This window comes from Cupriavidus mimosae (assembly GCF_023952485.1).
Lineage (GTDB): Bacteria > Pseudomonadota > Gammaproteobacteria > Burkholderiales > Burkholderiaceae > Cupriavidus > Cupriavidus taiwanensis_C.
On sequence record NZ_JALHRY010000005.1, the window covers coordinates 265,709 to 281,976 of the forward strand.

Consider the following 16,268-nt stretch of genomic DNA (forward strand, 5'->3'; position numbering starts at 1 on the left):
TCTCCCCTCATGGGGAGAGGGACCGGGGTGAGGGGTGGGCTAGCAAGGCGCCACACCAAGCAAGGCCAACGGTTTTACCGCTCACGCCCGCCGATTCACCAGCACGATCCCCGCCAGCACCAGCACGGCCGCCACCGCAAAGCGCGGGCCCACGGCATCGTGCATCAGCACCACGCCGAAGCCGACCCCGAACAGCGGCGTCAGGAAGGAAAACACCGACAGCCGCGACGCCAGGTAGCGCTGCAGCAGTCAGAACCAGGCCAGGTAGCTGGCAAAGGCAATCAGCACCGACTGATAGAACAGGCTTGCCAGCACCACGCCGTCGATCTGCACGGTGGCGGTCTGGCCGCCGGCGAGCGCCATGCCCAGCAGCATCACCGCGGACACCGCCAGCTGGTACAGCAGAGTCTTGCTGGCCGGTGCGCCGGCCAGCGGGCTGGCGCGCACCACCACGGTGGTGGCCGCCCACAGCGCGCCGGCGAGGATGCCGAGCGCATCGCCCAGCAGCGTGCTGCCCTGCGCCGACGGCGCGGCGATGCCATCGGCAAAGGCCAGCGCCATGCCCGCGAACGCCAGGGCCACGCCCAGCCATTGGCCGGGACGCAGCCGTTCGCCCGGCACCACCGCATGCAGTCCCAGCGCGGTGAAGATCGGCGCGGTGTACAGGAACACCGCCATGCGCGAGGCAGTGGTGTGCCCGAGGCCGACGAAGATGCAGAAGAACTCCGCGCCGAACAGCAGCCCGGCCAGCAGGCCGGCGTTGAGCGTGCCGTCGCGCCGCCACAGCGGGGTACCGCGCCACGCCGCGAAGCCGAATACCAGCAGCGCCGCCACCGCCGAGCGCACGCCCGCCTGCAGCACCGCGCCCATCAGCGGCGCGGTCACCTTGATCACCACCTGCTGCAGTCCCCAGGCGGCGCACAGCACCACCATCAGGCCGATGGCGGTGCCGTCGAGCGGCTGGCGCGCGACGCCTTGCGTGCTCACGGCGCAGGCCTTCAGGGACGGCTGGCGTCGCGGGTGGAATGGCGCTCGATCAGCTCGATCTTGTAGCCGTCCGGGTCTTCGACGAAGGCGATCACGGTGGTGCCGCCCTTGACCGGGCCGGCTTCGCGCGTGACCTTGCCGCCCGCGGCGCGGATGCGCTCGCAGGCCGCCGCGGCATCGTCGGTCTCCAGCGCGATGTGGCCGTAGGCGGTGCCGAGGTCGTAGCTGTCGACGCCGTAGTTGTAGGTCAGCTCCAGCACCGCGGTCTCGCTCTCGGGGCCGTAGCCGACAAAGGCGAGACGGTACTTGTACTCGGGATTGTCGCTCTCGCGCAGCAGCTGCATGCCGAGCACGCGGGTGTAGAAATCGATGGAGCGCTGCATGTCGCCGACGCGCAGCATGGTGTGGAGGAGTCGCATGGGAGGGCCTTCAACTGTTATCGGTATAGGAAGGCGCCATTTTAGTGCCTTTGGCCGAAACCCACCGGCACCAGTCCCGGTACCGGTAGCGCCCCTCAGAACGTCGGCAGCAGCTCGGGCGGGTGCGCGCGCAATTGCGCGCGGGCGTCGCGGAACTCGGGAAAGATCGACTCCACGGTCTCCCAGAAGCGCGGGCCGTGGTTCATTTCCTTCAGGTGCGCCAGTTCATGCGCGGCGACATAGTCGATCATCGACAGCGGGAAATGCATCAGGCGCCAGTTCAGCCGGATCTTGCCGTCGGCGGTGCAGCTGCCCCAGCGCGTCGCGGCCGAGGTCAGGGCGAAGCCGGTGTGGCGCACGCCCAGCCTGGCAGCATAGAGGTCCAGCCGCTCGGCCAGCAGGCGGCGCGCCTGCTGCTGCAGCCAGCCCTGCACGCGGTCCTTGATCTGCTGCTCGTCGGCGTGGGCCGGCAGTGCCAGGTGCAGCACGCGGCGGTCGGCATCGAACAGCAGCGCGCCGATCGGCGACTCCAGCGCCAGCGTCAGCGGCTGGCCGAGGAAGGGCAGGGCGGCGCCGTCGCGCCATTGGACCGTCGGCAGGATGCGGCGCGCTTCGCGGTGGCGCCACTCGCCCAGCTTGTTGAAGATCCAGCGCTGTTTTTCCAGGATGGCCGCCTCGATATCGGCCAGCGTGACCCAGCGCGGCGCGGTGATCGACAGGCCGCGGTCGTCGATGGTGAAGCCGATGGTGCGGCGCGCGGAACGCTTGAGGGTGTAGTGCAGCGGCCGCTCGCCGATCCGCAGCAGGCGCGCATTGGGCTGCGGCACCGGCCAGGCCGGCGCTTGCTGCGGCTGCTGCGGCTCCGGGACCAGCGGCGCCGCCGGCTGCGGCGCGTGGACGGCCTCCGCCAGCGGCAACTCCAGCTGCGCGCCGTCGGCGTCGGAGGCGGGTCGCAGCAGCTTCATGCAGCCGACTCGCTGCGCTGCGCAGCCTGGTAGCTTTCCGGGTCGATGCGGCGCATGTCGCGTTCGATCCAGTCGGCCACTTCCTGGTTGAGCTGGTCGGCGGTCTTGTTGGCCGATGCGATCGGCGGGCCGACCGAGATCGTCACCATGCCGGGATACTTCATGAAGGAATTGCGCGGCCAGACCCGGCCCGAGTTGACCGCCATCGGCAGCACCCAGGCACCGGTTTCCACCGCCAGGCGCGCGCCGCCGCTCTTGTAGCGCGTCTTTACCAGGCCCGAAGGGGTGCGCGTGCCTTCCGGGAACATGATGATCCACGCGCCTTCGGCCAGCCGCTCGCGGCCCTGGCGCGCCGCCGAGGCAAACGCGCGCGTGCCTTCCTTGCGGTTGATATGGACCATCTTCAGCATCCCCAGCGCCCAGCCGAAGAACGGCACCAGCAGCAGCTCGCGCTTGAACACAAAGCACAGCGGCTTGGGCATCAGCGCGACGTAGGCCACGGTTTCCCAGGCCGACTGGTGCTTGGACAGCAGCACCACCGGCTTGTCCAGCATGCCGTCCATGTGCTCATGGCCCTGGATACGGTATTGGATGCCGCAGATGACGCGCGCGGCTCCGATCACCAGCCGCGGCCAGCCGCGCACGAAGCGGAAGCGCTGGTCGGCATTCATGAACGGGAACACCAGGAAGCAGGCACAGGCGTAGGGCGGCGTCAGTACCAGCAGGTACAGCGCGAACAACAGGGAACGAAGGAACGTCATGCGGGGGCGCAAAGAGAAAATGGGTGCGGACGGTCGCCGCAGGCTCGGTCAGCCGGCTGCGGCATGCCCGCTCTGGCCGCTCTGGGCCGGCTGGCGCTGTCCGCCGTCGTTGCCGGTCAGCCAGCGGGCAAAGGCGCGCAGGTCGTCGTGCACCTGCGTGCCGGGCGGCAGCCCGCCCTTGTCGAGCGTCTTCAGGCCCTTGCCACTGCGCACCAGGTGCGGCGCGCAGCCGACCGCCACGCCGGCTTCGAGGTCGCGCAGCGAATCGCCGACGATCGGCACGCCGCGCAGCTCGATGCCGAAGCGCTCGCTGATCTGTTCCAGCATGCCCGAGCGGGGCTTGCGGCATTCGCAGCCGTCGGCGGCGGTATGCGGACAGAAGAATACCGCCTCGACGCGTCCGCCCAGCCGTGCCAGCGCCGTGTGCATCTTCTCGTGCATGGCGTTGAGCGCGCTCATCTCGAACAGCCCGCGGCCGATGCCGGACTGGTTGCTGGCGATGACCACGCGGTAGCCCGCCTGGTTGAGCGCGGCGATGGCTTCCAGGCTGCCGTCGATCGGCACCCATTCATCCGGGGTCTTGATGAACTGGTCGCTGTCGAGGTTGACCACCCCGTCGCGGTCCAGGATGACAAACTTGGGCGGCGTCTGCGGCATGTGCGGCTCCGGCGGTTGCTTGGGGCGTGGCTGCGGGCGCCGCTCAGGCTGCCAGCTTGGAGATGTCGGCGACGCGGTTGGCCAGCGCATGCAGCGAGGCCAGCAGCGCCAGCCGGTTGGCGCGCAGCTGCGCATCCTCGGCCATCACCATCACGTCGTTGAAGAACTGGTCGACGGCGTCGCGCAGCTGGGCCAGGTCGCGCAGCGCGGCGGTGAAGTCGCCGCTGGCAAAGGCGGCCTCGACGGCCGGGCGCACGCGCTCGATGGCTGCGTGCAGCGCGCCTTCGGCGCCTTCCTGGAACAGCGCCGGGTTCACCGCGCCGACCGGCTCGGTGTTCTTGCGCAGGATGTTGGTGATGCGCTTGTTGGCTGCAGCCAGGGCCTCGGCTTCGGGCAGCGCGGCGAAGGTGCGCACCGCTTCCATGCGGCCCAGGATGTCATGCAGCTGGTCCGGGCGCAGGCTGACCACGGCCTCGACTTCATTGGTGGTGTAGCCCTTGTCCTTCAGGTAGCCGCGCACGCGGTCATACAGGAAGTCGAGGATGGCCTCGGGCGCCGGCTTGACCGCGGCGATGCCGGCGAAGGCCTGCTGCGTCAGCGCCAGCAGCGACGACAGCGACAGCGCCAGCGGCTTTTCGATCAGCATGCGCAGCACGCCCAGCGCGTGGCGGCGCAACGCGAACGGGTCCTTCTCGCCGGTGGGCTGCAGGCCGATGCCCCAGATCCCGACCAGGGTCTCCAGCTTGTCGGCCAGCGCCACCGCGGTACTGACCGCGTTTGCCGGCAGCGCATCGCCGGCGAAGCGCGGGCGGTAGTGCTCGGAGCAGGCCAGCGCCACGTCCTCGGCTTCGTCGTCGTGGCGGGCGTAGTAGGTGCCCATGGTGCCTTGCAGCTCCGGGAACTCGCCCACCATGTCGGTCAGCAGGTCGGCCTTAGCCAGTTCGGCGCCGCGCATCGCCGCGGCCTTGTCGGTGGCCACGCCGGCGGCGTTGAGCGCATCGGCGATATGGCCGGCGATCTGCTGCAGGCGCTGCACGCGATCCAGCTGCGTGCCGATCTTGTTGTGGTAGACCACGCTGGCCAGTTGCGGCACGCGCGAGGCCAGGGTCTTCTTGCGGTCCTGGTCGAAGAAGAACTTGGCATCGGCCAGGCGCGGGCGCACCACGCGCTCATTGCCGCTGATGATCGATTGCGGCGTCTCGGTAGCCAGGTTCGACACGATCAGGAAGCGGTTGCGCAGGTGGCCATCTGCATCGGTCAGCGCAAAGTACTTCTGGTTGGTCTGCATGGTCAGGATCAGGCATTCCTGCGGTACCGCCAGGAAGGCTTCCTCGAAATGGCAGGCGTACACCACCGGCCATTCCACCAGCGAGTTGACTTCATCGAGCAGCGCCTCGGGCATGATGACCTGGTCGGCGCCGGCTTCTTGCAGCAACGCGCTGCGCATGCGCTCGCGGCGCTCGGCATAGCTGGCCACCACGCGGCCGGCGGACTCGAGTTGCTGCGCATAGTCGTTGGCATGGCGGATCTCGATCGCGCCATGCGACAGGAAGCGGTGGCCCTGGGTCAGGTTGCTGGCCTGCAGCCCCAGCAGCGTCACCGGCAGGATCTCGGCGCCGAACAGCGCGATCAGGCTGTGCGCCGGGCGCACGAAATGCACCGTGCTGCCGTCCGGGCGCTGGTAGCTCATGACCTTGGGGATCGGCAGCCTGGCCACGGTGTCTTCCAGCGTGGCCTGCAGCCCGGCGGCCAGCTCGGCGCCGCGCGCGGTATAGCGGTAGAAGAAGGCCTCGGCCTTGCCGTCGGAGGCGCGCTCCAGCGACTGCCAGTCGATCTCGGCAACGCCGACCGACTTGGCCAGCGCGGCCAGCTTCTTGGCCAGCGGGGCGGTCGGCTCGCCGTTGGCGTCCAGCGCCACCGACAGCGGCAGGACCTTCTCGCGCTGCTCGCGGTCCGGCGCGTTGCGGCGCACGCCGCTGACCAGCGCCGCCAGGCGGCGCGGGGTGGCGAACGGCGTCACGGTGGCGCCCGGCTCAAGCAGGTCGCGCTCGCCCAGGCCGGCGAACAGGCCCTGCGCGAAGGCGTCGCCCAGGCGCGACAGCGCCTTGGGGGGCAGCTCTTCGGTGAACAGTTCGATCAGCAGCGAGTCGGTCATGGGTTGCGACATGAATCGTATCCAACAGGTTGTAGCGCGCGCGGCTTGGCTCAGCAGCGCGGCGAAAGATTAGGTTCCACTCCGGACAGCAGCCACAGGCCGTTCTGTTGCCGGAATTGCAGCGTGGTGTAGGCGCATTGCGCAGCCGCCGCGGCCGCCGCGGCGCTGGCGGCGCCATTGCTGCCGCCGCGGCTGCCCGCCGCCGGGAAGCGCGCGTCGATGCGGCGCAGGCGCTTGTCGTAGCGGATCTCGTCGATGCGCCCGCCCACCCAGAAATCGATCTTCGGCGGCAGCTGCGAGGCCGAGTAGTAGGTCTTGACCTTGCGCCGGGTGCGGCCGTTGTGAGTCTCGGTTTCGACCCAGGTCAGCGGGTAGCGGATCGCGCTTTCATAGGCGCGCAGCGGCACCCGATGCCAGCCCAGGTCGCGCTGGCCGGAGAGGTCGCACGAGAACGAGCGCACCAGCTGCGTCCACTGGTCCAGCGCGTTCAGCGACGGCCGCCACTGGCGCGCCATCGCCAGCTGCAGCGCCTGCGCGTCGGCCTCGCACACATTGCTCAGTTCGGCCGGCAGCATCAGCACCTGCGCGCTGGGAACGGCCTGCGCGCGCGCGCCCACGGCATTGCCCGCCGCGGCCAGCGTGGCGAGAGCCAGGGCGCAGCCCAGCGCGCTGCGCGCCAGCAGCCTCATGCCCGCGCTCCGTCGCGCTGGCCGCACATCGGGAAGCCGAGCGCTTCGCGCGAGTCGTAGTAGGCCTGCGCCACCTGGCGCGACAGGTTGCGGATGCGGCCGATATACGCCGCGCGCTCGGTGACCGAGATCGCGCCGCGCGCGTCGAGCAGGTTGAAGGTGTGCGCGGCCTTGAGCACCTGTTCGTAGGCGGGCAGCGCCAGGCGCGTGCCGGTTTCCTGAGCGGCGTCGGCGCCGTCGCCATTGCCCATCAGCCGCCTGGCCTCGCCTTCGTGCTCGGCGAAATGGCGGAACAGGATTTCGGTGTTGCTGTGCTCGAAGTTGTAGGTGGATTGCTCCACCTCGTTCTGGTGGTACACGTCGCCATAGGTCAGGCGGCGCGTCTCGCCGTTCTCGACCCACTCGGTCCAGACCAGGTCGTAGACGTTCTCGACCTTCTGCAGGTACATCGCCAGGCGTTCGATGCCGTAGGTGATTTCGCCGGTGATGGGCTTGCAGTCGATCCCGCCCACCTGCTGGAAGTAGGTGAACTGGGTCACCTCCATGCCGTTGAGCCAGACTTCCCAGCCCAGGCCCCAGGCGCCCAGCGTGGGGTTTTCCCAGTCGTCCTCGACGAAGCGGATGTCGTTCTGCTTCAGGTCCAGGCCAAGCGCCTCGAGCGAGCCCAGGTACAGCTCCAGGATGTTCTCCGGCGCGGGCTTGAGCACCACCTGGTATTGGTAGTAGTGCTGCAGCCGGTTCGGGTTCTCGCCGTAGCGGCCGTCCTTGGGGCGCCGCGACGGCTGCACGTAGGCGGCACGCCAGGGCTCGGGGCCGATCGCGCGCAGGAAGGTATGTACGTGGGAAGTGCCGGCGCCGACCTCCAGATCGATGGGTTGCAACAGCGCGCAGCCCTGCCGGTCCCAGTAGGCCTGCAGGGTCAGAATCATTTGTTGGAAGGTCAGCATAGGAAGACTAGGTAGAGGCAAGCGGAGGCAAGCCGAGGCCGCGCAGCGCGTGCCGGAGCCGCCGCATACGGATTTTGCCAAACCCTGAATTCTATCGGCTTTTTGGCGCGGCGCCCCGTTTGGCAGGGCTGCATAGGGCACGCACCGATGGCCGGGCCGGTGCGCGGCGGTGCGCCAATGTCGGCCGCGCACAACGCATCGGGAAAATACTGAGGCGGATTTCAAGTCGCGCCGCTGCTTGCCGATAACGTTTTTGTATACAGTAAGAGTAAGCAACCCGTTTCAGAGCGTTGCGATTGACGGTCCGTGCCGGTATGCCGGCACGGCGGCTGCCCGGTCTTGTCGCGGCAGCCGTATGTCAGGAACTGATTATTGATGGGGACATTCGGATCATGGCACTTCTTTCTCGCAAACCTTATCTGGTCGCAATCGCGGTCATGATCGCCGCGGCCACCGTGTCCGTGGTGACCGGGCTGCTGAACTGAACCTGCCGGCGCGAACCTGACGCGCCACCGGTACCGGGCCCGCAGTGGTGATCCGCCGCGCCCGGTGCCCAGCCTTGCGCCTTCAGCCGGTCGTGCGCGCCTGGCGCGCGCGCCAGGCCGCCATGCCCAGCACCAGCGCAATCAGCGCCAGCACCGGCGCGTTACCCCAGCGGATATAGGGCGTCAGCCCCTGCATGCCCTGCACCTCGGCCGTCAGCGTGCCGACGGTGAAGGTCGGCAGGCGTTGCTGCACCGAGCCGTCCGGGCCCACCACCGCGGTCATGCCGGTATTGGTCGAGCGCAGCATCGGGCGGCGCGTTTCCAGTGCCCGCATGCGCGAGATCTGCAGGTGCTGGTCCAGCGCGATGGTGTCGCCGAACCAGGCCAGATTGGTCAGGTTGGCCAGCAGGTTGGCCGGCGCCGGCTGCTGGCGCAGCGTTTGCGCGATCTCCTCGCCAAACAAATCCTCATAGCAGATGTTCGGCGCCACGCGCACGCCCCGCACCGGCAGCGAGACCTGGTCCAGGCCACCCCTGCGGAAGTCGCCCAGCGGCATCTTCATCATGTCGACGAACCAGCGGAAGCCGAGCGGGATGAATTCGCCGAACGGGACCAGGTGATGCTTGTTGTAGCGGTACAGCCGCTCCGTCTCCGGGCCCAGGCCGAACACGCTGTTGGTGAAGTCGACCGGGGAATCGGCACCGGCGGCGCCGAACAGCACCGTGGTGCCGCTTTCCAGCGCGAAGTCGCGCACGGTGACGGCGACGTCGACCGGCAGCTCCTGCAGGATCACCGGGAACGCGGTTTCGGGCGTCACCACCAGGTCGGCCGGCGCCGCGGTGATCATGTCGCGGTACAACTCGATCGAGCGCTGGATGCCGGCGGGCTCGAATTTGATGTCCTGGGCCACGTTGCCTTGCAGCAGCCGCACCGTCAGCGGCTTGCCGGCGGGCGTGGTCCACGCCAGCGGCGCCAGCGCCGCGCCGGCGGCGGGCACCAGCAGGGCCAGCGCCAGCGCGCCCAGCGCGCGGCGCCGTTCGCCCCGGCCGAGCCCGCGCACCGCGCCCGCCAGCAGCGCCGCCACCGCGGCGGCCAGCGCGCCGATGCCGTACACGCCCAGCACCGGCGCGAAACCCGCCAGCGGGCCGTCGGCGTGCGCATAACCGCCCGACAGCCACGGGAAGCCGGTGAACACCACGCCGCGCAGCCATTCCGTCAGGCCCCACGCGGCGCCGAACGCCAGCGGAGCGATCAGCGTGCCCGCTGGCAGGCGCGCCATGAGCCGGTGCCAGAGCGCGCCGGCCAGCGCGGGGTAGAGCGACAGGAAACCCGAGAACAGCACCACCGCCAGCGCGGCCATCCACGACGGCATCTCGCCGTACACGTGCATGCTGATATAGAGCCACCAGATCCCGGACAGGAACCAGCCCAGGCCGAAGGCATAGCCGATGGCGCCGGCCGCGCGTGCGCGCGGCGCGTCGGCGATCAGCGCGGCCAGTCCGGCCAGCGACAGGATCTGCAGCCACCACCAGTCATGCGGGGCGAAGGCCTGGGTGTGGGCGATGCCGAGCACGCCGGCCAGCAGCAGCCGCGCCAGCGTCGCGGCGCGCGATTGCGCGCGCGTGCCGGGCACGCGCGCCGTGCCGGCGTCGGCAGCGGCGCCGTCGGGGAGCGGGGCGGGCAGCTTCATGCGCTGGCCGCGCTGGCGCTGTCAGCGTTGGCTTCGCGGTGCACCTGCAGCAGGTGCACCTGGCGCGCGTCGGCGCGCAGTACCTCGAAGCGGATCGGCGGCAGCGTGATGATCTCGCCGCGATGGGGCACGTGGCCCACGTGGTTGGACAGCAGCCCGCCGACGGTGTCGACATCATGGTCGGAGAAGCCCGTGCCGAAGGCCTCGTTGAACTGCGCGATCTCGGTCAGGCCGTGCACGCGCCAGCTGCCGTCGGGCATCGGCAGGATATTGTCCTGGTCTTCGTCCAGGTCGAATTCGTCCTCGATATCGCCAACGATCTGTTCCAGCACGTCCTCGATCGTCACCAGTCCGGCCACGCCGCCGTATTCGTCGACGACCATGGCGATATGGTTGCGGTTGATGCGGAACTCGCGCAGAAGGATGTTCAGGCGCTTGGATTCGGGAATGAACACCGCCGGGCGCAGGGTCTCGCGCAGGTCGAAGGCGGGATCGGTGTAGTAGCGCAGCAGGTCCTTGGCCAGCAGGATGCCGATGATGTTGTCGCGGCTGCCTTCGTAGACCGGGAAGCGCGAGTGCGCGGTCTGCTGCATGAACGGGATGAAGGTCTCCGGCGCGTCGGCGATATTGACCATATCCATCTGCGCGCGCGGCACCATGATGTCGGCGGCGGTCAGTTCGGAAACCTGGAACACGCCCTCGATCATCGACAGGGAATCGGCATCGATCAGGCTGCGCTCATGCGCTTCCTGGAGCACTTCAAGCAATTCCGCGCGGGTGTCCGGCTCGGGGGAGATCAGGTCTGACAGGCGTTCGAGCAGCGATCTGGGCCGATCGGCCTGCTTCAGGTAAGCGGGCTTCGAACTGGGATAGGGGTCGTTCATTTCGCGGCGAGCGCGTGGTGGAGATCGTCTGAAGGATACACTAAAAGCCTGTCGGTCCCGTGACGGCGGGGCTTGGCCGGGGTTGATATGTGCCGCGGGCGACGCTTGCCGGCGCCGCCTGCGGCAGCCGCATCACGCGGCCCGCTCTGCTTTTTCTGCCCGGTAGGGATCGGCATAGCCGAGCGCCTGCAGCGTCTCGGTCTCGATCGCTTCCATTTCCTCGGCCTCGGCGTCGTCTTCGTGCTCGTAGCCTTGCGCGTGCAGCACGCCATGCACGACCAGGTGGGCGTAGTGCGCCTCGAGCGGCTTGCGCTGCTCGCGCGCCTCGGCTTCCACCACCGGACAGCACAGCACGATGTCGCCGCTGACCGGATCTTCCTCGCGCTCGGCATAGGCGAAGGTCAGCACATTGGTGGCGTAGTCCTTGCCGCGATAGGTGCGGTTCAGCGTGCGCCCTTCTTCCTCGCCGACGAAGCGGATGGTCAGCGCGGCGTCGGCGTACAGCGCCGACTTGACCCAGGTCTCGAGCTTGCGCCGCGCCGGCAGGCCGTTGCCCTTGCCGATGCCGTCGCCGTGCTGGACTTCCAGCTCCAGCGCCGGCGGCGTGGCCGGGGTGCCGGTGGTGGTGGTCAGCGGCGCGGCGGTCACCGCCACCGACAGCGCGTCATGGTTGTCCGGGCGCACCAGCAGGCCGGCCTGCTGGTGGGTATCGGTGTGCTCGGCCAGCAGCGCGACCACGCCATCGGCCGCCTGCGTCAGGTCCAGCGTCAGGCTGCGGCCGTCGGGCAGCTGCACGCGCAGCGCGTGCGCGGCGCTCTTGCGCGCGCGGCCTTCGCCGTCGAACAGGGTCAGGCTGACGCCGGAAGTCTGGGATTTCTGCGATTTCAATTAAGCGTCCTTGTGCTGGGCGTGATATTCGTCATAGGCATCGACGATGCGCGCCACCAGCGGATGGCGCACCACGTCGATACTGGTAAAGCGGGTGCAGGCGATGCCGCGCACGTCGCGCAGCACATGCTGCGCTTCCACCAGGCCGCTCTTCTGGCCCTTGGGCAGGTCGATCTGGGTGGTGTCGCCGGTGATCACCGCCTTGGAGCCGAAGCCGATGCGCGTGAGGAACATCTTCATCTGCTCGGGCGTGGTGTTTTGCGCCTCGTCCAGGATGATGAAGGCATGGTTCAGCGTGCGCCCGCGCATATACGCAAGCGGCGCGATCTCGATCATCTGCCGCTCGAACATCTTCTGCGTGCGATCGAAGCCGAGCAGGTCGTACAGCGCGTCGTACAGCGGGCGCAGGTAGGGGTCGACCTTCTGCGCCAGGTCGCCGGGCAGGAAGCCGAGCCGTTCGCCGGCTTCTACCGCCGGGCGCGTCAGCACGATGCGCTTGACCGCGTCGCGCTCGAGCGCGTCGACCGCGCATGCCACCGCCAGGTAGGTCTTGCCGGTGCCGGCCGGGCCGATGCCCATGGTCAGGTCGTGCGACAGGATATTGCGCAGGTAGTCGCGCTGCGCCACGGTGCGGCCCTGCAGGCCGGCGCGGCGGGTATGCAGCACCGGCGATTCGTCGCCTTCCTCGCGCTCGGCTTCGTCGTCATTGCCGTTGCCGGGCAGGTAGCTGCCATGCGCGCTGAGCTGACGCGTCTCGACCAGGCCCAGTTGCACGTCGTCGATCGACAGCGGCGTGCGCGCCTGGTTGTAGAAACGCTCCAGCGCCAGCGCGGTGTCCTGCGCGTGGTTGCCACGGATGGTCATGCGGTGGCCGCGGCGCTGGATGGTCACGTCCAGCGCCTGCTCGATCTGGCGCAGGTTCTCGTCGAGCGGGCCGCACAGGTTCTGCAGCCGGGTGTTGTCGTCCCGCGGGGCGACAAATTCTGCGGAAGGGATTTTCATCGGTGGGCGATGGCCTCGCTGGAAGCTGCTGGATGGATGGGCTTTGCAGGCAGGTTACTGGCGTACCACGATCTCGCCGCGCAGCGAGTGCGGGAATGCCTGCGTGATGCTGACCTCGACCAGCTGGCCGATCAGCCGGTCGCGGCCCGCCTGCGGTACCCCCGGCAGGGCGAAGTTGACCACGCGATTGTTCTCGGTGCGGCCATGCAGCTCGGTCGGGTCCTTGCGCGCCGGGCCTTCGACCAGGATGCGCTGCACCGTGCCGACCATGCCCTGGCTGATGCGCTGCACGTTTTCCTCGATGGTGGCCTGCAGCCGCTGCAGGCGCTGCAGCTTGAGCTCGCGCGGGGTATCGTCGTGCAGGTTGGCCGCGGGCGTGCCGGGGCGCGGGCTGAAGATGAACGAGAACGAGGTGTCGTAGCCGATTTCCTCGATCATCGCCATCAGCTTGTCGAAGTCGGCATCGGTCTCGCCGGGGAAGCCGACGATAAAGTCGGAGGACATCGACATGTCCGGGCGCAGCGCGCGCAGCCGGCGGATGATGCTCTTGTACTCCAGCACGCTGTAGCCGCGCTTCATCGCCATCAGGATGCGGTCGGACGCATGCTGCACCGGCAGGTGCAGGTGGTTGACCAGCTTGTCGCAGCGGCCGTACAGCTCGACCAGGCGCGAGGTGAATTCCTTGGGATGGCTGGTGGTGTAGCGGATGCGCTCGATGCCCGGGATCTCGGCTACGTATTCGATCAGCAGCGCGAAGTCGGCGATCTCGGCAGTGTCGCCCATCTTGCCGCGGTAGGCATTGACGTTCTGGCCCAGCAGCGTGACCTCGCGCACGCCCTGGTCGGCCAGGCCCGCCACTTCGGCCAGCACGTCCTCGAACGGGCGCGACACTTCCTCGCCGCGTGTGTACGGCACCACGCAATAGCTGCAGTACTTGGAGCAGCCTTCCATGATCGACACGAACGCGCTTGGCCCCTCGACGCGCGCGGGCGGCAGGTGGTCGAACTTCTCGATCTCGGGGAAGGAGATGTCCACCTGCGACTGGCCGGTGCGCTGGCGGCGCGCGATCAGGTCAGGCAGGCGGTGCAGCGTTTGCGGGCCGAACACCACGTCGACATAGGGCGCGCGCGAGACGATGCTGGCGCCTTCCTGGCTGGCCACGCAGCCGCCCACGCCGATCACCAGGTCGGGCTTGGCGGCCTTGAGCGCCTTCATCCGGCCCAGTTCCGAGAACACCTTCTCCTGCGCCTTCTCGCGCACAGAGCAGGTGTTGAACAGGATGACGTCGGCGTCTTCGACGTTGTCGGTGGCTTCCAGCCCCTGGCTGGCGTTGAGGACGTCGACCATCTTGTCCGAGTCGTACTCGTTCATCTGGCAGCCGTACGTCTTGACGAAAACTTTCTTCATATGCCGATCTCAGTGGTTGACCTGGGGGCATCAGGGTGTTGCAACAACACGGCCGGCGCGGGGGGTAGCGCCGGTCGCACTTCGGGGGTGGTTATTTTTTCAGCGCCTGCTGTTCGGCCTCGCTCAGCACCCACGCGGTCAGCAGCTGGCCGTACAGGTCCAGCTTGTACCGCACCGGCAGCTTCTGGCCCGCCACCGCGGCGCTGGCCAGCAACTGGTTGTCGGTGCCGAACAGGCGCAGGCCCGGCGCCACGCCCACGCGCTTGCCGTCGAGCGTGGCGGTCTGCGGCGCGCCCGCCGACGGCGCGTCGATGACCAGCCTGGCCGCCACGGCATCGCCCGGAAGCGCGCGCACCGGCTGGGCCGCGGCGACCGACGCGCCCAGCAGTAGCGCCACGCCGCACGCCAGCCCGGCCCAATGCTTGCACAGGCGGCTGGGTGTCACGGACTCCGGCGCCTCGCGGCGCGTATCACGACCTGCTGGCATGGGGAACTCCGGCAAATAGGGCGATGCGGTGGGTGGATGGCCCGCGGGCCGTGGCCGAAAGACGGCCAACCGCGCATTTTACCTCGCCAGCGATCGCCTTGGTGTGGCAGGCAATGTGGCAGGGAAGGGCGTCAGAACAGGCAGGATGCCTCTTGCAGCACGCGCTGCTTGGAAACCGTGCCCATCAGTTCGCGCCCGGCCGGGTCGCGCACCAGCGGGATCCGGTTGATGCCGTGCTCGGCGAATACCGCGAGGGCGTCGCGCAGGCGCGAGTCCGGCGTCAGCGCCGGGAACTCGCGTTCCGCCAGCGCCAGCACATCGTCGGGCGCGCCTTCGCGCTGCGCGCGCTGTAAGGCATGGATCGACAGCGCACCCAGCAGGCGGCCGTCGCCCTGCACCAGGTAGAGGTAGCGCGTGCCGGTCTCGGCGAACTTGTCGGCGGCGGCGGCCAGCGTGGCACCGGGGTCGAGCACGGTATCGGTCGGGTCGCACAGGCCGGCCAGCGTCAGCGTGCGGGCATGCTCGGCGGCCGCCGACGCCTGCGCGCGCTCGGCGATCACGCTGTACAGCGACAGCGTCTGGCAGCGCGACGCGGTGTAGTATGCCGCCACCGCGCCGATCATCGACGGCAGCAGCAGCGCGGGCGCCAGCGTCATCTCGAACACCATCAGCACCGACATCAGCGGCGCCTGGCTGGTGGCCGCCAGGAACGCGCTCATGCCCACCAGCGGCAGCAGCGGCGCCGCGCCCGCCGCCGTGCCCTGCATGCCCAGCGCCAGCAGCTGGCCCAGCGCCGCACCGACAAACAGCGACGGCGTGAACACGCCGCCGACCGCGCCCGAGCCCATGCTGATCACCGTCGCCGCCAGCTTGGCCAGCAGCACGGCCGCCACCGGCACGCTCAGCGGCTGCTCCTGCAGCAGGGTCTGGATGGTGGAAAAGCCGTTGCCGACCACTTCCGGCACCGCCATCGCCAGCACGCCGACCAGCGCGCCGCCCAGCGCCAGCCGCGCCACCGGCCCGCCCGGCAGCGCCGCGAAGCGGCTGCGCGCGAAGCCGGCCGCGCGCAGGAACAGCGCGCCCGCGATGCCGGCGGCCACGCCCAGCGCGGCCGCGGCCAGCAGGACCTGCGGGCGCAGGTCCGGGGCGATATCGAGGCCGGGATAGAGCGGCTGCAGCCCGCCGTGCCACTGGCTGACCATGGCGCCGGCGACCGAGGCCAGGAACAGCGGCATCAGGCGCTGCACCGCGAGCGCGCCGAACACGACTTCGGCGACAAAGACCGCGGCGGAAAACGGGGTGTGGTAGACGGTGGCCAGGCCCGCCGCGGCGCCGCAGGCGGTCAGCATGCGGCGCATGTTGGAGCCGCCGCCGCGCTCGATCCGGGTGGAAGGGAACAGCGACCCGCACAGCGCCGCCAGCTGGATCATCGCGCCTTCCTTGCCGACCGAGCTGCCGCTGACGATCGAGAAGAACGAAGACAGCGCGCGCAACAGCGTGATCCGCACCGGCAGCCGGCCGCTGCCGTTGGCGACCGCTTCCATGTAGTCGGTGGCGCCCGGATGGGAGCTGGCCAGGCGGTTGGCCAGCACCAGCAGGCCGCCCGCGAGCGCGCCGCCGATGGCGGGCACCACCACACGCCATGCCAGCGCCAGCGTCGCGAATACCGTGACCACATCGGCATGGCTGGCAAACAGTACGAAGCCAGCGCCGTCCAGCGCCTCCTTGAACAGCGTGGTGGCGATGGCGGCGACGATCCCGACCGGGATGGCCGCGAGCAGTGTGACTTCCTGGTCTTCGAGGAAACGCAAGCGCATGGCGGCTTTCCGGGCAGGCGGGGCGACG

15 protein-coding genes and 1 pseudogene are annotated in these 16,268 nt (G+C 69.1%); 1 reads left to right on the forward strand and 15 read right to left on the reverse strand.

Going from position 1 to position 16,268, the window contains the following annotated elements:
• Positions 1-81 precede the first annotated feature (81 nt).
• The 8 genes and pseudogenes from MKD50_RS11895 to glyQ all read right to left on the reverse strand — a co-directional run bounded on the left by MKD50_RS11895 (position 82) and on the right by glyQ (position 7,580).
• Positions 82-933, reverse strand: a pseudogene (locus tag MKD50_RS11895) (DMT family transporter).
• A 65-nt stretch (positions 934-998) separates the two neighbouring features.
• Positions 999-1,406, reverse strand: coding sequence for a lactoylglutathione lyase (gloA, locus tag MKD50_RS11900; RefSeq protein ID WP_227312790.1), 408 nt, complete (start codon positions 1,404-1,406; stop codon positions 999-1,001).
• Between the two features lie 95 nt (positions 1,407-1,501).
• The gene (locus tag MKD50_RS11905) at positions 1,502-2,371 is read right to left on the reverse strand and encodes a M48 family metallopeptidase (protein WP_115705952.1); all 870 of its coding nucleotides are present in this window, start codon (positions 2,369-2,371) and stop codon (positions 1,502-1,504) included.
• Positions 2,368-3,132: a lysophospholipid acyltransferase family protein gene (locus MKD50_RS11910; RefSeq protein WP_115705953.1), complete on the reverse strand. Its 765-nt coding sequence runs from the start codon at positions 3,130-3,132 to the stop codon at positions 2,368-2,370. Before MKD50_RS11910 ends, MKD50_RS11905 begins: the two co-directional genes overlap by 4 nt.
• A gap of 48 nt (positions 3,133-3,180) precedes the next feature.
• Positions 3,181-3,789, reverse strand: a complete 609-nt coding sequence (gene gmhB / locus MKD50_RS11915; protein WP_115705955.1) for a D-glycero-beta-D-manno-heptose 1,7-bisphosphate 7-phosphatase — start codon at positions 3,787-3,789, stop codon at positions 3,181-3,183.
• A gap of 43 nt (positions 3,790-3,832) precedes the next feature.
• Positions 3,833-5,956, reverse strand: coding sequence for a glycine--tRNA ligase subunit beta (gene glyS, locus MKD50_RS11920; RefSeq protein ID WP_115705957.1), 2,124 nt, complete (start codon positions 5,954-5,956; stop codon positions 3,833-3,835).
• A 38-nt stretch (positions 5,957-5,994) separates the two neighbouring features.
• The gene (locus MKD50_RS11925) at positions 5,995-6,633 is read right to left on the reverse strand and encodes a hypothetical protein (protein WP_115705959.1); all 639 of its coding nucleotides are present in this window, start codon (positions 6,631-6,633) and stop codon (positions 5,995-5,997) included.
• Positions 6,630-7,580, reverse strand: coding sequence for a glycine--tRNA ligase subunit alpha (gene glyQ / locus MKD50_RS11930; RefSeq protein ID WP_115705961.1), 951 nt, complete (start codon positions 7,578-7,580; stop codon positions 6,630-6,632). The genes MKD50_RS11925 and glyQ overlap by 4 nt, the downstream gene beginning before the upstream one ends.
• A 296-nt stretch (positions 7,581-7,876) precedes the next feature.
• Here glyQ and MKD50_RS11935 point away from each other — a divergent pair, with 296 nt between their 5' ends.
• Positions 7,877-8,065 (forward strand): hypothetical protein, encoded by a 189-nt coding sequence (locus tag MKD50_RS11935; protein ID WP_147299814.1) that lies wholly within the window; start codon positions 7,877-7,879, stop codon positions 8,063-8,065.
• An 82-nt stretch (positions 8,066-8,147) separates the two neighbouring features.
• On the opposite strand, the gene lnt is transcribed toward MKD50_RS11935, so the two are convergent.
• The 7 genes from lnt to MKD50_RS11970 all read right to left on the reverse strand — a co-directional run bounded on the left by lnt (position 8,148) and on the right by MKD50_RS11970 (position 16,240).
• Entirely contained in the window at positions 8,148-9,755 is a 1,608-nt protein-coding gene (lnt, locus tag MKD50_RS11940; protein ID WP_252667198.1) for an apolipoprotein N-acyltransferase, read from the reverse strand.
• Positions 9,752-10,639 carry a CorC family transporter gene (locus tag MKD50_RS11945; protein ID WP_252667199.1) on the reverse strand — a complete coding sequence of 296 codons (888 nt, stop codon included), beginning with the start codon at positions 10,637-10,639 and terminating at the stop codon, positions 9,752-9,754. Before MKD50_RS11945 ends, lnt begins: the two co-directional genes overlap by 4 nt.
• A gap of 132 nt (positions 10,640-10,771) precedes the next feature.
• Positions 10,772-11,527 carry an rRNA maturation RNase YbeY gene (ybeY, locus tag MKD50_RS11950; RefSeq protein WP_115705967.1) on the reverse strand — a complete coding sequence of 252 codons (756 nt, stop codon included), beginning with the start codon at positions 11,525-11,527 and terminating at the stop codon, positions 10,772-10,774.
• Positions 11,528-12,529, reverse strand: coding sequence for a PhoH family protein (locus MKD50_RS11955; protein WP_115705969.1), 1,002 nt, complete (start codon positions 12,527-12,529; stop codon positions 11,528-11,530).
• A 54-nt stretch (positions 12,530-12,583) separates the two neighbouring features.
• The gene (miaB, locus tag MKD50_RS11960; RefSeq protein WP_252667200.1) at positions 12,584-13,936 is read right to left on the reverse strand and encodes a tRNA (N6-isopentenyl adenosine(37)-C2)-methylthiotransferase MiaB; all 1,353 of its coding nucleotides are present in this window, start codon (positions 13,934-13,936) and stop codon (positions 12,584-12,586) included.
• 91 nt (positions 13,937-14,027) lie between these two features.
• On the reverse strand, positions 14,028-14,423 hold the full coding sequence (locus MKD50_RS11965) for a hypothetical protein (protein ID WP_252667201.1): 396 nt from the start codon (positions 14,421-14,423) through the stop codon (positions 14,028-14,030).
• Between the two features lie 131 nt (positions 14,424-14,554).
• Positions 14,555-16,240, reverse strand: a complete 1,686-nt coding sequence (locus MKD50_RS11970) for a ClcB-like voltage-gated chloride channel protein (protein WP_252667202.1) — start codon at positions 16,238-16,240, stop codon at positions 14,555-14,557.
• Positions 16,241-16,268 lie beyond the last annotated feature (28 nt).

Excerpts from the sequence above, each read along its gene's own strand:
- MKD50_RS11970 (WP_252667202.1), bottom strand. The coding sequence starts at position 16,240 with ATGCGCTTGCGTTTCCTCGAAGACCAGGAAGTCACACTGCTCGCGGCC.
- MKD50_RS11910 (WP_115705953.1), bottom strand. The coding sequence starts at position 3,132 with ATGACGTTCCTTCGTTCCCTGTTGTTCGCGCTGTACCTGCTGGTACTG.
- MKD50_RS11965 (WP_252667201.1), bottom strand. The coding sequence starts at position 14,423 with ATGCCAGCAGGTCGTGATACGCGCCGCGAGGCGCCGGAGTCCGTGACA.
- gloA (WP_227312790.1), bottom strand. The coding sequence starts at position 1,406 with ATGCGACTCCTCCACACCATGCTGCGCGTCGGCGACATGCAGCGCTCC.
- MKD50_RS11945 (WP_252667199.1), bottom strand. The coding sequence starts at position 10,639 with ATGAACGACCCCTATCCCAGTTCGAAGCCCGCTTACCTGAAGCAGGCC.
- lnt (WP_252667198.1), bottom strand. The coding sequence starts at position 9,755 with ATGAAGCTGCCCGCCCCGCTCCCCGACGGCGCCGCTGCCGACGCCGGC.
- gmhB (WP_115705955.1), bottom strand. The coding sequence starts at position 3,789 with ATGCCGCAGACGCCGCCCAAGTTTGTCATCCTGGACCGCGACGGGGTG.
- MKD50_RS11955 (WP_115705969.1), bottom strand. The coding sequence starts at position 12,529 with ATGAAAATCCCTTCCGCAGAATTTGTCGCCCCGCGGGACGACAACACC.
- MKD50_RS11905 (WP_115705952.1), bottom strand. The coding sequence starts at position 2,371 with ATGAAGCTGCTGCGACCCGCCTCCGACGCCGACGGCGCGCAGCTGGAG.
- miaB (WP_252667200.1), bottom strand. The coding sequence starts at position 13,936 with ATGAAGAAAGTTTTCGTCAAGACGTACGGCTGCCAGATGAACGAGTAC.
- MKD50_RS11925 (WP_115705959.1), bottom strand. The coding sequence starts at position 6,633 with ATGAGGCTGCTGGCGCGCAGCGCGCTGGGCTGCGCCCTGGCTCTCGCC.
- glyQ (WP_115705961.1), bottom strand. The coding sequence starts at position 7,580 with ATGCTGACCTTCCAACAAATGATTCTGACCCTGCAGGCCTACTGGGAC.
- glyS (WP_115705957.1), bottom strand. The coding sequence starts at position 5,956 with ATGTCGCAACCCATGACCGACTCGCTGCTGATCGAACTGTTCACCGAA.